Origin of the sequence: Terribacillus sp. AE2B 122 (assembly GCF_902497585.1) — a bacterium.
GTDB classification, from domain to species: domain Bacteria; phylum Bacillota; class Bacilli; order Bacillales; family Amphibacillaceae; genus Terribacillus; species Terribacillus saccharophilus_A.
The window spans coordinates 527,097-540,608 of the sequence record NZ_LR700943.1 but is presented as its reverse complement, the minus strand read 5'-3'; the positions used below and the strand labels follow the sequence as shown (position 1 = coordinate 540,608).

13 protein-coding genes are annotated in these 13,512 nt (G+C 43.1%); all 13 read right to left on the bottom strand.

Features of this window, described 5'->3' with window-relative positions; all coding sequences use genetic code 11:
• Positions 1-82: 82 nt before the first annotated feature.
• The gene (locus AE2B122_RS07875) at positions 83-1,480 is read right to left on the bottom strand and encodes a murein hydrolase activator EnvC (RefSeq protein ID WP_175073661.1); all 1,398 of its coding nucleotides are present in this window, start codon (positions 1,478-1,480) and stop codon (positions 83-85) included.
• Positions 1,481-1,527: 47 nt separating this feature from the next.
• Positions 1,528-2,415, bottom strand: a complete 888-nt coding sequence (gene ftsX / locus AE2B122_RS07870; RefSeq protein ID WP_095218514.1) for a permease-like cell division protein FtsX — start codon at positions 2,413-2,415, stop codon at positions 1,528-1,530.
• Complete coding sequence (ftsE, locus tag AE2B122_RS07865) at positions 2,405-3,091, bottom strand: cell division ATP-binding protein FtsE (protein WP_095218515.1); 687 nt, start codon at positions 3,089-3,091, stop codon at positions 2,405-2,407. The genes ftsX and ftsE overlap by 11 nt, the downstream gene beginning before the upstream one ends.
• A gap of 283 nt (positions 3,092-3,374) precedes the next feature.
• On the bottom strand, positions 3,375-3,674 hold the full coding sequence (locus AE2B122_RS19155) for a cytochrome c (protein ID WP_254593453.1): 300 nt from the start codon (positions 3,672-3,674) through the stop codon (positions 3,375-3,377).
• Between the two features lie 73 nt (positions 3,675-3,747).
• A protein-coding gene (prfB, locus tag AE2B122_RS07855) for a peptide chain release factor 2 (protein WP_099046372.1) occupies positions 3,748-4,846 on the bottom strand; the annotation gives its coding sequence in 2 pieces (ribosomal slippage) (positions 3,748-4,782 and positions 4,784-4,846; 1,098 coding nt in all).
• A gap of 92 nt (positions 4,847-4,938) precedes the next feature.
• Positions 4,939-7,455 (bottom strand): preprotein translocase subunit SecA, encoded by a 2,517-nt coding sequence (gene secA / locus AE2B122_RS07850; protein WP_095268477.1) that lies wholly within the window; start codon positions 7,453-7,455, stop codon positions 4,939-4,941.
• A 725-nt stretch (positions 7,456-8,180) separates the two neighbouring features.
• Positions 8,181-8,753 carry a ribosome hibernation-promoting factor, HPF/YfiA family gene (gene hpf, locus AE2B122_RS07845; RefSeq protein ID WP_175073660.1) on the bottom strand — a complete coding sequence of 191 codons (573 nt, stop codon included), beginning with the start codon at positions 8,751-8,753 and terminating at the stop codon, positions 8,181-8,183.
• Between the two features lie 175 nt (positions 8,754-8,928).
• Positions 8,929-9,282 (bottom strand): flagellar protein FliT, encoded by a 354-nt coding sequence (locus AE2B122_RS07840; protein ID WP_175073658.1) that lies wholly within the window; start codon positions 9,280-9,282, stop codon positions 8,929-8,931.
• Positions 9,282-9,680 carry a flagellar export chaperone FliS gene (fliS, locus tag AE2B122_RS07835; protein ID WP_095268475.1) on the bottom strand — a complete coding sequence of 133 codons (399 nt, stop codon included), beginning with the start codon at positions 9,678-9,680 and terminating at the stop codon, positions 9,282-9,284. The genes AE2B122_RS07840 and fliS overlap by 1 nt, the downstream gene beginning before the upstream one ends.
• Before the next feature lie 22 nt (positions 9,681-9,702).
• Positions 9,703-11,187 (bottom strand): flagellar hook-associated protein 2, encoded by a 1,485-nt coding sequence (locus AE2B122_RS07830; RefSeq protein ID WP_254593452.1) that lies wholly within the window; start codon positions 11,185-11,187, stop codon positions 9,703-9,705.
• Between the two features lie 15 nt (positions 11,188-11,202).
• On the bottom strand, positions 11,203-11,559 hold the full coding sequence (flaG, locus tag AE2B122_RS07825) for a flagellar protein FlaG (protein ID WP_175073656.1): 357 nt from the start codon (positions 11,557-11,559) through the stop codon (positions 11,203-11,205).
• Between the two features lie 124 nt (positions 11,560-11,683).
• Complete coding sequence (locus AE2B122_RS07820) at positions 11,684-12,451, bottom strand: acetoin reductase (RefSeq protein WP_175073654.1); 768 nt, start codon at positions 12,449-12,451, stop codon at positions 11,684-11,686.
• Between the two features lie 84 nt (positions 12,452-12,535).
• Positions 12,536-13,381 carry an STAS domain-containing protein gene (locus tag AE2B122_RS07815; protein WP_095268472.1) on the bottom strand — a complete coding sequence of 282 codons (846 nt, stop codon included), beginning with the start codon at positions 13,379-13,381 and terminating at the stop codon, positions 12,536-12,538.
• Between the last annotated feature and the right edge of the window lie 131 nt (positions 13,382-13,512).

Here is a 13,512-nt window from a genome sequence, read left to right as displayed (position 1 = left end):
TCCTCTATCTTATCACTAAAAGAAACAATTGATGTAAAAAAGGCACCTCCATTATTGGAGAATGCCTTTTTTCATTCTGTTATTAGAAATATTTCATCGGGTCTACTGCGTTACTTTTCGCACCGTTCCATTTGCCTTCATGAATTTCGAAATGAAGGTGGGAACCAGTTGATCCACCAGTGTTACCCATTTTCGCAATTTCCTGACCTCTGGAGACTTTCTCTCCTTGAGAAACACCACGGCTGCTCATGTGACCATAAAGTGTTTCATACGTACGGCCATTTATAGAATGCGTAATGATGATAACATTGCCGTAACCATTCATCGTACCGCTGTAAGAAACAACGCCGCTAGCCGCTGCATGTATTGGCGTTCCTGTAGCATTAGCTATATCTTGCCCATAGTGGTTGCCAGTTGATCCGCTTCCGAATGGATCTTGACGGACACCAAAGCCAGAGCTTAAGCGACCCGCTGCCGGCCATGAGAAGATACCAGCTTGTGCTGATTTAGCACTGGATGAGCTGCTGGAGCTCGATGAACTGCTAGAACTGTTGCTGGATTTAGAGCTGGATGAAGAAGATTCTTTTTTGCTTGAGGATGAATCTTCCTGCGCTGCAGCTTTCGCTGCGGCAGCTGCTGCTTTCGCTTCTGCTGCTGCTTTTTCTTGTGCTGCCAAATCAGCTTGTTCAGATTCTGCATCTTCCTGTGCTAAACGAAGTGCTTCCGCTTGGTTAGCTGCTAAATCTTTCTGTTCTTCAGCAGAAAGAATTTGCTCACCCAATCTTTCATATTCATCTTCAAGCTGCTGTTTCAAGTCTTCTTGCTCGCTTGCTTGAGATTTCAAGTCAGATTTGATATCTACCAGTTTATCTTTTTGATCCTGCAGGTTCTGCTTTTCATCTTCGCGCTGCTGCTTTTGATCTTCAAGCTTTTGTTTTGCTTGGATGTAGCCGTTCAGCAGTTCCTTATCAGAATCCATGATTGTAGTTACCGCGTTCAGACGGTTTACCATATCACCAAAGTTTTTGGAGCCCATCAATACTTGCAAGTACTGAACATCTCCGCCGTTTTGCTGAATGCTGACTAGACGGTCAGACAATTTATCTTCACGCTTGTCGATATCATCTTCTGTTTCTACGATTTCACCAGAGATCTTTTGGATCTTCTCGTTTGTTTCGGTGATTTCATCTTCTTTATCATTCAATGCATTTTCATTCTTGTCGATCTGGTTGTTCAAATCATCCAGCTTCGCCAAAAGATTATCCTGTTCAGCCAGGTTATCAGACTGTTCGGACTCTGCATTATTAATTTGACCCTCGAGTTCGCTTTGCTTATTGTTGTTTTCCTCTTGCTTCTTTTGCAGATCATCTATCTCGCTCTGTATATCAGATGAGGATTTCGCGAACGTGTGAATCGGAGTATGTAGGATTGCTCCCGCAGCTAGAACAGCTACAAGAACAGGCTTGATCATCTTCTTCATTCTTCTCTCATTCCCTTTCTTCCTTTAAAGCGTATATGGTAGGTTATTTAGACTTTAAGAAATTTACGGACACTCATGACACTTCCCCAAACACCGATAATCGCGCCGATTGCCAGCAGTATAGCTGCAAGCTGGAAAGCGAATGGTGCATAAGGGAGAATCTCGACGAAACCGATACTGATGTTATCCGTCAAGTTGTTCGACAGGTAGTAGTACCCGCCAAGCACTAGTGCGACTGGAACGATTGCGCCCAATACTCCGAGTAGCAGACCTTCAATAAAGAATGGCCAGCGGATGAAGGAGTTTGTTGCACCAACCAGTTTCATGATGCCGATTTCTCTGCTTCTGGCAATGATTGTTATCTTAATTGTATTTGAAATTAGGAAGATGGCCGTGAACACTAGACCAACGATCAAGACCGCACCGATAATCCGAGCGTACTTGTTTACAGCAAAGAGATTCTCTACCGTTCCTTGTCCGTAATCCACTTTGTCTACTCCATCCAGTTTCGAAATCTCATCTGAAACAGAAGCAATATCATGCGGATCGGACGTCTTAACAATATACGTGTCACTCAATGGGTTGTCTTGTTCAAACAAATCCCATTCTGTTTGTCCCATATCTTCCATGAGCTGGTTTAACTGTTCTTCTTTTGAGGAATATGTTACAGAACCAACCTTATCGATCGATTCGAGCTGATCTTGGATCGATTGTACTTGATCCTCAGCAAGTGTAGGGTCCAAGTAAACGCTCATTTCAACATCTGATTCGATATTGGAAGCGAATTGATTTAAGTTGAATACTACTGCTAGGAAAACACCGACCAAAATCAATGTTACCGTTACCGCCCCAATCGAGGCGATGGTCATCCAGCCGTTACGGAAGATGTTCTTTGATCCTTCACGCAGATGACGTTTCGCGGTATTAAATTTCATACCCGTAGTCACCTCCAGCTTCGTCACGGACAATGCGGCCGTTTTCGATGGCGATGACACGTTTCTTAATCGTATTTACGATTTCTTTACTGTGCGTAGCCATGATGATTGTCGTTCCTTTGTTATTGACATCCTCCAGCACCTTCATGATGCCCCAGGATGTTTCTGGATCCAAGTTACCTGTCGGCTCGTCAGCTATGACGACCTTAGGGTTATTCGCAATTGCCCGGGCAATTGCCACACGCTGCTGTTCCCCGCCGGAAAGCTCATCAGGAAACGATCTAGCTTTATCTTTTATTCCGACAAGATCGAGCACTTCCATTACACGATCTCGGATTACTTTAGGAGTCTCTTCTATTACTTCCAGAGCAAAAGCAACATTTTCATAGATTGTCAGTTTCGGAAGCAATTTGAAATCCTGGTACACAACACCGATTTTCCTTCTAACTTTTGGAATTTGGCGTTCTTTATACGTGCTCAAATCTTTGTTATCTACTTTCACGATACCGGTGCTCGGTTTCTCACCACGGAAGATCATCTTCACGAAGGTCGATTTTCCGGCTCCGCTCGGTCCTACTAAATACACGAATTCCCCACTGTCGATATGCACGTCGACACCATTAAGCGCTGTGACGCCATTGGAATACGTCTTATGCACACCCTTCATATCTATCATGTTTAACTCACCTTTGTTTTTATTCTAATCTGCTAATTTATCAACTAAGTATGTCGAACATTGGCGAAAGCAATCGAAAAAGCTCTCAAACCTGAAACCATTATAACATCTAATTCCTGTTTTTTTAGACATATTAATATTACATTTGTGTTTCAATATATGACAATAGGCTTGGTTTTTGAAATATTTTGCGCAGTATCTTGTCGTAACCACTCGTTACTATGTAGAAAAAATACAACAAAATACCCATACAGCTTGTGTATGGGTATTTGTCATTTTATTATTACTGCTGTTCTTGGAGCCATTCGGCGATTTTTTCCGCCTCTTCACCTTCAGCTTGCCCGGCAGGCATGCCGCCTTTGCCGTTTTCCATGATATCCACTAGTTCTTCCTTTGTATACGTAGAACCAAGATTATCAAGCGGTGGACCGCCATTGCCGCCGCTCAAGTCCTGACCGTGGCACATGGCACAGTTGTTTTCAAACGCTTCTTGCGGTGTTTCAGCCGTATTATCGCTATTACCGCAAGCGGCTAGAAAAAGTATAACGACAAGGCTCGAGCCAGTTAAAGCTAGCTTTTTCAAGAGAATCGCATCCTTTTCTTTTAGATGGAATAACGGTTCAGCTTGTTATGTTACAGGAACATTACGAAATCCCTTAAATTGTGGAACGCAAGTACGCATTGATGAATGGATCCAGCTGTCCGTCCATTACAGCTTGTGTATTTCCGGATTCTTCATTCGTCCGATGATCTTTTACCATGGAATATGGATGGAATACATAGGAACGAATTTGGCTTCCCCAGCCAATTTCTTTTTGTTCGCCGCGAATTTCGTTCAGCTCTTGCTGCTGTTTCTCAATCTCAAGCTGGTACAACTTCGCTTTCAGCATCTTCATCGCGTGCTCGCGGTTTTTAATCTGAGAACGCTCCGATTGACATGTCACGACAGTATTAGTAGGAAGATGCGTAATCCTTACGGCAGAATCCGTCGTATTGACGTGCTGTCCGCCGGCACCGCTGGAACGGTACGTATCGATTTTCAAATCCTCTGTCCGAATGTCTACATCGATATCATCATCGAATTCTGGCATTACATCACAAGAGACGAACGATGTATGACGGCGTCCTGAACTGTCAAATGGGGAAATACGCACAAGACGGTGCACCCCTTTTTCAGCCTTCAAATAACCATATGCATTCAAACCTTTGATCAACAGCGTTACACTTTTCACACCAGCTTCCTCACCAGGAAGGTAATCTAGTGTCTCCACTTTGCAATTATGCTTCTCAGCCCAACGCGTGTACATACGAAGCAGCATACTCGCCCAGTCTTGAGATTCCGTTCCGCCGGCACCTGGGTGCAACTCTAGAATTGCATTGTTTTTATCGTATGGCTCACTTAGAAGCATGAGCAGTTCAAATTCATCAAGTGCTTCACGCATGGAGACGATCTCTTCCTCCAACTCAGCGCGAAGATCCGCGTCGTCTTCTTCTTTCACCAATTCGAAACTAACATCCAAATCTTCATGCTGGGATAATAGCTTTTCATAGCCATCCACTGATTCCTTCAAGCCATTGGATTCATTGATGACTTTCTGAGCTCCTTGCTGATCATCCCAGAATGTAGGCTCAAGCATCCGATCCTCTAACTCAGCAATACGGGCTTTCTTTTGATCTAAGTCAAAGAGACCCCCTAAAGTCAGTTAGTTGTTTTTCCATTCGATCAAGTTCATTTCTGATTTCTGCTAATTCCATTTTCTCTCACCTCATATAAGTCTGTAACAAACACTATTATACTCTATGACCGTGACAGAACCCGCGCAACAACTTGCACGGGTTTGTCAAAATCACTGACCATGACAGTTCTTGTATTTCTTACCGCTGCCGCATGGGCATGGGTCATTCCGTCCTATCGTATCGCCTTTGACGACTGGAGCTTTTTTCTTTTTCTTATCAGCTTGTGTATCATCGCCACTGACAGCTTGGACACCTTTCGCAACTTCTTCACGCTGCAGGTTATCGCGGATTTCTGCTTTCAGAACGTAACGAGTGACTTCTTCCTTAATGGAAGTGATCATCGCTTCGAACATATTGTAGCCTTCCAGCTGGTATTCACGAAGCGGATCGTTCTGACCATACGCGCGCAAGTGGATACCTTGGCGAAGCTGATCCATCTGATCGATATGATCCATCCATTTCGTATCAACCGTACGAAGCAAGATGACTTTTTCGAACTCGCGCATTTGATCCGGAGCCATTTCTTCTTCTTTCTGTTTCAAATGCTCTCCGATTTTCTTAAGCAGCAATTCTTCGATCTCTTCTTCGTCTTTGTTCTTCAGCTCATCGACTGTCAGCTTGTCCTGCGGAAGCAAGTTAGCATGTGCATATTCCACTAATGCATCCAACTCCCAAGTCTCATCTGAATCGTCGGCAGTATGCGCTTGGACAACCATATGGACTGTATCCCGGACCATTTCATCTACTATAGCTTTGAGATCCTCACTATCGATTACCTCAAAGCGCTGTTTGTAAATGATTTCCCGCTGTTCGCGAAGAACATCATCATAAGAAAGAACTGTTTTACGGGAGTCGAAGTTATTACCTTCCACTCGCTTCTGAGCCGATTCCACAGCACGTGATACCATCTTACTCTCGATCGGCGTGCTGTCATCCATACCCAGACGATCCATCATATTGCGCATGTTGTCGGAACCGAAACGGCGCATGAGTTCATCTTCCATAGACAAGTAGAACTGTGTCACACCAGGGTCACCTTGACGTCCCGCACGACCGCGAAGCTGGTTATCAATACGGCGGGATTCATGACGCTCTGTCCCGATAACAGCAAGACCGCCAAGCTCCAATACACCTTCACCTAACTTGATGTCCGTACCACGACCAGCCATGTTCGTTGCGATTGTTACTGCACCTTTTTGACCGGCATCCTCGATGATCTCCGCTTCACGATGGTGGTTCTTCGCATTCAATACATTATGCGGTACACCCGCACGTTTTAACAGCTTGCTGATCAGCTCAGAAGTCTCAACAGCTACTGTACCGACAAGCACAGGCTGACCTGTTTCGTGGCGGGCCTTGATTTCTTCCACAACCGAACGGAACTTGCCTTCCATGGATTTGAAGATGTAATCAGATTTATCCTGACGTGTGATATCTCTGTTCGTAGGAATCTGAAGCACGTCCATATTATAAATATTGCGGAACTCTTCTTCCTCTGTTTTTGCTGTACCAGTCATACCGGCAAGCTTTTTGTACATACGGAAGTAGTTCTGGAAAGTGATCGATGCCAGCGTCATGCTTTCATTCTGGATCTGAAGACCTTCCTTCGCCTCAATTGCTTGGTGAAGACCGTCGCTGTAACGACGTCCCTTCATCAAACGTCCTGTGAAGCTATCAACGATGATGACTTCTTCGTCTTCCACAACATAATCCGTATCACGCTGCATCGTTACATGGGCTTTCAATGCCTGATTGATATGATGCGTGATAGATACATTCTTCAGATCGAATAAGTTTTCCAGGCCGAAGAATTTCTCCGCCTTGTTGATGCCTTCTTCCGTCAGAAGAACAGATTTCGTTTTGACATCGTTCGTATAATCTTCTTCCATCTTTAACACACGCACAAAGGAGTTAGCTTGTGTGTACAGACTTGCTGATTTTGCAGCTGAACCGGAAATGATAAGCGGTGTCCGCGCTTCATCGATCAAAATGGAATCGACCTCATCAATGATAGCAAAATTAAGCGGACGCTGAACCATTTGATTCTTATACAGCACCATGTTATCACGCAAATAGTCAAAGCCAAGCTCGTTATTCGTGCTGTACGTGATATCTGCTGCATAAGCTTCCTGCTTCTGTTCACGTGTCATACCAGCACCGTTCTGTCCGACAGTCAGACCAAGAAATTCGAATAACGGACGGTTATTCTCTGCATCACGACCGGCAAGATAGTCATTGACTGTGACAACATGCACACCTTCGCCAGATAAAGCGTTCAAGTAAGCTGGGAGCGTACTTGCAAGTGTTTTACCTTCCCCTGTTTTCATCTCAGCGATGTTACCGCCATGAATAGCAATACCACCTAGCAACTGGACATGGAAAGGTCGCATGCCAAGTACACGCTCAGCCGCTTCCCTTACAGTTGCAAATGCTTCTGGCAGCAAGTCATCCAAAGACTCTCCATCCTGATAGCGCTTTTTAAATTCATTAGTCTTCTCTTTTAATTGTTCATCTGTATATGCTCGATATTCATCTGCTAATGTTTCTATTTGTTCGGCTGTTTTCTGGGCACGGCTGACTTGCTTTTGCGTACCGTCTCCAAACACCCGTTTAAGTAGTCCACGCATAATAACGCTCCTCTTTTAAATCAAAAAAGTATAGTCCAAAAATAATAATAACACTAGGTTTGGCGGTTTACAAGAAAGGGAAACCAGCTACTTCCAAAAACAAAAAAACAGCGGCGCCCAGTCCCAGGACGCCACTTAACATGGAAGGATTGCCATGTCAGACATTCGCAATATTGTAATCGCTACTCCAGCCGCATGAATGCCACCATCAGTTGGAAAGCGCAGCCCCAAGGGAGGAGGCTGCGATTATCCTGGTGGAGTCTTGCGGGGAAAAGGAGACCGCCCCTCAGAAGACACGCGATCTGGAGGACAGATCCCGCTGCATTTGTTCGATGCACCAGCGTTCGAGCTGCTCTTGCTTCCATTGAAGTTCCGCCAGCCTTCGATTGGTCGCTGCGATGATCTCGAGCAGCTGTGTGATCGTATGCTCATGCTGTGTGAGTTGGGAATGGGAGACTCGGTGGACAGCATAATCTGAATCTCTGATGGTCAGTACCTCCTTTTGTTGTAGCTGACTTATTTATATCATGACGCTTTTGAAAGGAAAAACGACCGTTTTCGTAAAACACCGAAGGACTTTCTCCATAAAATACAAGAATTCGCCATCATCCGACAGCTTTCATCCCGATTTCTACGTGATTTTGAGATATCCCTTATCCGTTTTTGCAAAACGAGCTAAATTACAAAGGGCAGACGCATTTGCGTCTGCCCTGATCTATTTTTCATTAACTAGGCTCAATAAGCCCGTATCTTCCATCTTTACGCTTGTAGACGACATTTGTGTCTCCACTCGCTGAGTTCGTATAAACAAAGAAGTTGTGCCCTAGCATATCCATCTGCAGGATCGCTTCCTCGGAATCCATCGGTTTTAAGTCAAAACGCTTGTTTCGTACAATTTCGTACGGACTCAGATCTTCCTCTTCCTCCGCCGCGACGACAGCACTTGCTGCACTTTCATTCTCCATTGCAGCGAATGCATGCTTCGGTGCATCTCCGCTTTGACGGGAGCGTCGGTTCACTTTCGTCTTATGCTTCTTGACCTGACGTTCCAGCTTCGTTACAACCAGATCAATTGCAGCATATAGATCATCATGACTTTCCTCTGCCCGCAATAGCAAATTCTTCATCGGAATCGTCACTTCAATCTTCGACTCATTGTTATGCACACTCAAGTTTACGTGAACCTCGGAATCTACCGGGGAATCAAAATATCTCTCCAGTTTGCCTACCTTCTTCTCGATGTAGTCCTTGATTGCTTCTGTAGTCTCGACATTCTCGCCACGAATATTGTACTTCATAACAAGTGTCCTCCTTTCATCCTTATGAGGATACTTTCTACATTCCCTTTACAATACCTTCATAAACAAAGAAAAGAGTCAGAAAAATAAGAAGTTTAATCGAATTCTGTCACGATTTGGTCATCAAAACTTTACATTAGAAAAACACCTGAACCAGGATCGGTTCAGGTGCTCCTTATTTCCGTTTATCGAGGAATCTCCCATCAAGTGATTGCATGCTAGCGTATGGGTTTATATATTTCTTACCGGATTGCTTCTGTTTCTTGATGGTACGTATATCAATCTTTAATTGGTCGAATATCCCCTGGACATGCTTGCTGATTCGTTCATTCATTGGCAGAAGCTCTTTGCCCAAAAGATTTTCCTCCGTCGTAAAAGGCGGCTTCAGCTCTTCCATTTGACCGGAGCGGACCTCGAGAAGTGCTGTAAGGGAGTTGACGACTTCTTCCCGATTTTCTGACGTTATTGGCTGACTGACGAGTGAATCCAACTGTGCAGTTGTGTCATATAGAGCCTGTACCCGGTTCATTAAACAGATGCTCCTGTGCCGAATTGCTGCTTGCGCGTCTGTTTGACGACTTCCTTCCATGTGTCACGGAAATCAGTAATAAGATTCAATGCGCTGCTGAGCGCTTGCTGATCATTATGCGTATTTGCTTGTATAAGCTGCTGATTGATGAAATCATACAAAGGCATGATCTCTTTTGTGATTGGCACTTCAGGATCAAGTGTGATCATCAGCTCCCGCACTATGTTCTGTGCTTTTTGAATGTTTGTGTTCTTACTCTCTATATCTTTTTTCTCAATTGCCTGCTGGGCAAATTTGATGAATTTGATACAGCCGTTGTACAGCATGAGCGTCAGCTCACCTGGTGAAGCTGTTTGGACGGAATTTTGCTGATACGCCTGGTAATTTTGTACCGACATGTTTGTATTACTCCTTTAGCGCTTATCCTCCAAAATTGGACGCCAGATAAGCGGATTGTTGGTTCATTTGGCTGATAGCTGTCTCCATGGCAGTGAATTGGCGCCAGTAGCGATCTTCAGTTTGGGTAAGATAGTCTTGGAAGTCGTCGATGCGCTTTTCAACGTCATCCAGCCTTTTACCGATAGTGAACTGATCGTTAGTGTATGTCGATTTACCGGCCTTTTTATAGATATTGTCCATCGTCGAATCTACTGTTTTCTCCAAACGCTGCAAAATTCCTTGGCTCTCTCCTTCTGCACTGTTTGAGAATAACTTGTAAACACCATCTGGACTTTCACGTAAGGCATCTTTTAATTGCTTCTCATCTATCACAAGTTTTCCGTTCTCAAGATAGTCTTTGGAAGTGGTAATCCCTATTTGTGCTAATTGAGTATATTCTCCGCCTGTTTCTACATTACTGTACCAAGCATTCCTCATTGAAAAAAGACCGTTCTGAAGAACTGAATCGCCTTTTAACATCCCACTTTTCGCTTTTTCATCCCAAAGCTTGATTTCATCTTCTGACATTTCTTTCTTCTGATCGTCAGTTAGAGGAGGATAGTCTCTGTATACCTTCTCATCCAGTCGCCCGTTTACTTCTTCTATAATCTCGTTATATTTATCAACAAAATCTTTAATTTTATCGTAAGCAGCATCAACATCGTTATCCACTGAGACTCGTACTGGGCCATTTGTTTTTTCCACAAAGTTGAATGTAACGCCACCTAGTGTATAGCTGTTTTTAGGGGTCTCGACATCTAACACGCCATTATACTTTATTTTTGCATTTTGACCGCCTGACTCTTCCCCCATCTTAAGGAAATCCGAAAAGAAAGCATTATCAGTACCAAAATCAATCTCTGCATTGTCTTTATTAAGATCTCCCGTGTACTTCTTCTCCATAACTACTTTACCAGATTGTGCATCATAAGAAGCACGGACACCTGCATTGGAATTCGTAATATCCTTTAAAATATCATTCAAGCTATCACTACTCGTAAACGTTTTATCGTATTTGATTTCCGTTCCTTCTTGATCGTAAGTTGTAAAAGAAACAGTAAATTGTTCTCCTATAGGTTCATCAGGATTGAAATCATCCCCCCCAACACTACCCGTACTCACATTTATTGCTGCTGTAGCAACCTGTGTAACTTCAATACTATAAGAACCATTTGATGCTGAAGAATCAGCAGTTGCTGTTACAGCACTGCTTGATGAAGTTGTAGTCTTCTGATTATAAGTAGTTGAAAGCTTCATGTTGGTTAGCATATCGTCAAAGCTCTTTAGAGACGTATTCACTTCGCGATATGAGTCCTGCTGCCATGTTAATTTCGTCTGTTCTTGCTGCATCTTATATAATTTTTGTCGCTCAGCATTCATTAATTGTTCAACTAACGAATCCGTATCGATTCCGGAGGCTAGTCCTCCGACACGCATAGAGTTACTGCCTGAAATACTATCTACCATATAATCACCTGCTCCTTATATTTTCTTATCAACGAGAAGTCCCATAAATTCGGCCATTTTTGCGTAACCATCCAAAAGCTTTTTAGGCGGAATTTCTTTTATGACTTCCTGTGTATCGGAATCAACCACTGTAACAAAATATCGATCCAACTCTTCATGGAGTTCGAATTTCATGTTTGTATGGGTTGGTTCCAAAAACTTGTTCATTGTTTCAATCACTTTTTCAATATCTGATTTATCGTAATCGTTATACGATTTGGAACCGCTTGATGCGGACTCCTGCTTATGTATGACTCCGCTCTCTGCGGGGCGATTTTCTCCCGTCGGTGGTATAACATGCTGTGAAGCGGAAGAAGATAATTTGTCTATCATCAAAAAGCCAACTCCTTGCACATGCGTTTCTCTTTATATCGGCAGGATGTGTAAGATGTGAAGAAAAGAAGATAAAAAAAGCACAAAAAACGAGCACAGCAACCTGTGCCCGTTCACATGAAAATTAGTTATAGACAATACCGCCGTCAATCAGAATCGCTTGGCCAGTCATATAGTCAGCGTCTTCGGAAGCAAGATAGGATACAAACTTCGCAACATCTTCTGGTTCCTCACTGCGGCCAAGGGCAATATCATTCGTGAACTTCTCGAATGCCTGGCCTTTTTCTAGTCCCATGTAATCCACCATTTTGTCATCAATACGTTCCCACATGCTAGTGCCGACAACTCCTGGGCAGTAAGCATTAACTGTAATTTTATCCTGTGCCAGTTCCTGAGCAGCAACTTGTGTCAAACCGCGAACTGCAAACTTGGTAGCTGAATATGCACCAAGTAGGCTGAAACCTTTATGACCGGCAATGGAACAGGCATTAATGATTTTCCCGCCACCCTGTTTCTTCATCTGTTCAGCGGCTGCTTGCATACCAAACACTGTACCATTCACGTTAATGCTGAATATTTTATTCAGATCATCTTCGCTCACTTCTAAAATCGGAGCAACTTGATCTACACCTGCATTATTGACGAACACATCGACAGAACCAAATGCTTCTGCTGCCTTCTCCACAAGCAGGAACATATCGTCGCGTTTGCTCACGTTTGCGGGGATACTAATTGCTTCAATACCATTATCTTTTAATTCCTGTGCTGTCTCAGAAGCTTTGTCTTCCTGCAAATCACTGATAACAATGTTAAAACCATCATTCCCAAGCCTAGTTGCTATTGCTTTTCCAATACCTTGTGCAGATCCTGTAATTACAGCCGTTTTCGCCATTTCTATCAGCTCCTTTTCTACTATTCAATAGTCTTTTTCCACTAGTAGAAAAGGATGAAACGTCAAAATGTAAGCAGTTTCAACTTAGTTAATAGAGATGCGGTTACTTGTGCGAATTGCCTGCGTTAAGGTTGCTGTTGTTCTAGCGTTAAAGCTAACGCCTAGCTGGACCGCTGTCTGTGCGATTTCCGGACGCATTCCAGAGATTACCGTTTCTACACCTACTAGTTTTAGTGCATCAACTAGATAGAAGATTTGCTGCGCAACCATTGTATCAATGATAATGACACCCGATAGATCAATGAATAATAAGTCGACATCCTGTTCAGTACATTCACGCAATGTATTCTCCAAAATAAGTTTTGCCCGATTCGTATCAATATCACCAACTAGCGGCAGCAGCGCAGTTGTATCGTTTAGCAGAATAACCGGCGAACTAAGCTCATTGATCATTTCCTGCTGGGCTTGCAGCTTACGATTCGAATAATGGTGCATTTCCTCTGTGAATTTAAGAATAACATCATCAAAAGCTTTAATAATTTCACGGTTCCATAGCTCAAACATATCTTGGTCAATGGTATCTTTATGTAAGTTATAGAATTCACGGATCAAGTCCAAATGCTGACCGCGAGTAACCATGAACTCCCGGATAATCTGATGAGTAGGTGTATTCAAATGGTTCTCGTCACGTGCAGTGGCCACAATCCATTCCTGAAAATCCTTTTCAAAAGCTTCTTTATCCTCTATAAATATCCGGAAGAAATGAAGATGGAATTCGTAGTTTTGTAATTTGAGGTTATGTATGGTTTCTGGATCGTTGGATGCGTAAACGCCTGAACTATTCGTTTTGTCCAGCTGTTCATACCACTTTTCATTTAGGTCTTTTGCTTTTTGTTCTAAAAACAAATACAAGTCTTTATTCCTATGCATTTTACTGCTCCTCCTAGGGATTCAATTAATATCATTATGTATAAATATAAGTAATTTCAGCCTTTTTGTAAATTTTCAAGCGAACTTATGAAAATTATTTATCACTCTTAACTTGGGAGAATTTCCCCACT

Excerpts from the sequence above, each read along its gene's own strand:
- AE2B122_RS07815 (WP_095268472.1), bottom strand. The coding sequence starts at position 13,381 with ATGCATAGGAATAAAGACTTGTATTTGTTTTTAGAACAAAAAGCAAAA.
- secA (WP_095268477.1), bottom strand. The coding sequence starts at position 7,455 with ATGCGTGGACTACTTAAACGGGTGTTTGGAGACGGTACGCAAAAGCAA.
- AE2B122_RS07820 (WP_175073654.1), bottom strand. The coding sequence starts at position 12,451 with ATGGCGAAAACGGCTGTAATTACAGGATCTGCACAAGGTATTGGAAAA.
- hpf (WP_175073660.1), bottom strand. The coding sequence starts at position 8,753 with ATGAAGTACAATATTCGTGGCGAGAATGTCGAGACTACAGAAGCAATC.
- AE2B122_RS07875 (WP_175073661.1), bottom strand. The coding sequence starts at position 1,480 with ATGAAGAAGATGATCAAGCCTGTTCTTGTAGCTGTTCTAGCTGCGGGA.
- AE2B122_RS07830 (WP_254593452.1), bottom strand. The coding sequence starts at position 11,187 with ATGGTAGATAGTATTTCAGGCAGTAACTCTATGCGTGTCGGAGGACTA.
- flaG (WP_175073656.1), bottom strand. The coding sequence starts at position 11,559 with ATGATAGACAAATTATCTTCTTCCGCTTCACAGCATGTTATACCACCG.
- fliS (WP_095268475.1), bottom strand. The coding sequence starts at position 9,680 with ATGTCGGTACAAAATTACCAGGCGTATCAGCAAAATTCCGTCCAAACA.
- ftsE (WP_095218515.1), bottom strand. The coding sequence starts at position 3,091 with ATGATAGATATGAAGGGTGTGCATAAGACGTATTCCAATGGCGTCACA.
- ftsX (WP_095218514.1), bottom strand. The coding sequence starts at position 2,415 with ATGAAATTTAATACCGCGAAACGTCATCTGCGTGAAGGATCAAAGAAC.
- AE2B122_RS07840 (WP_175073658.1), bottom strand. The coding sequence starts at position 9,282 with ATGAACCGGGTACAGGCTCTATATGACACAACTGCACAGTTGGATTCA.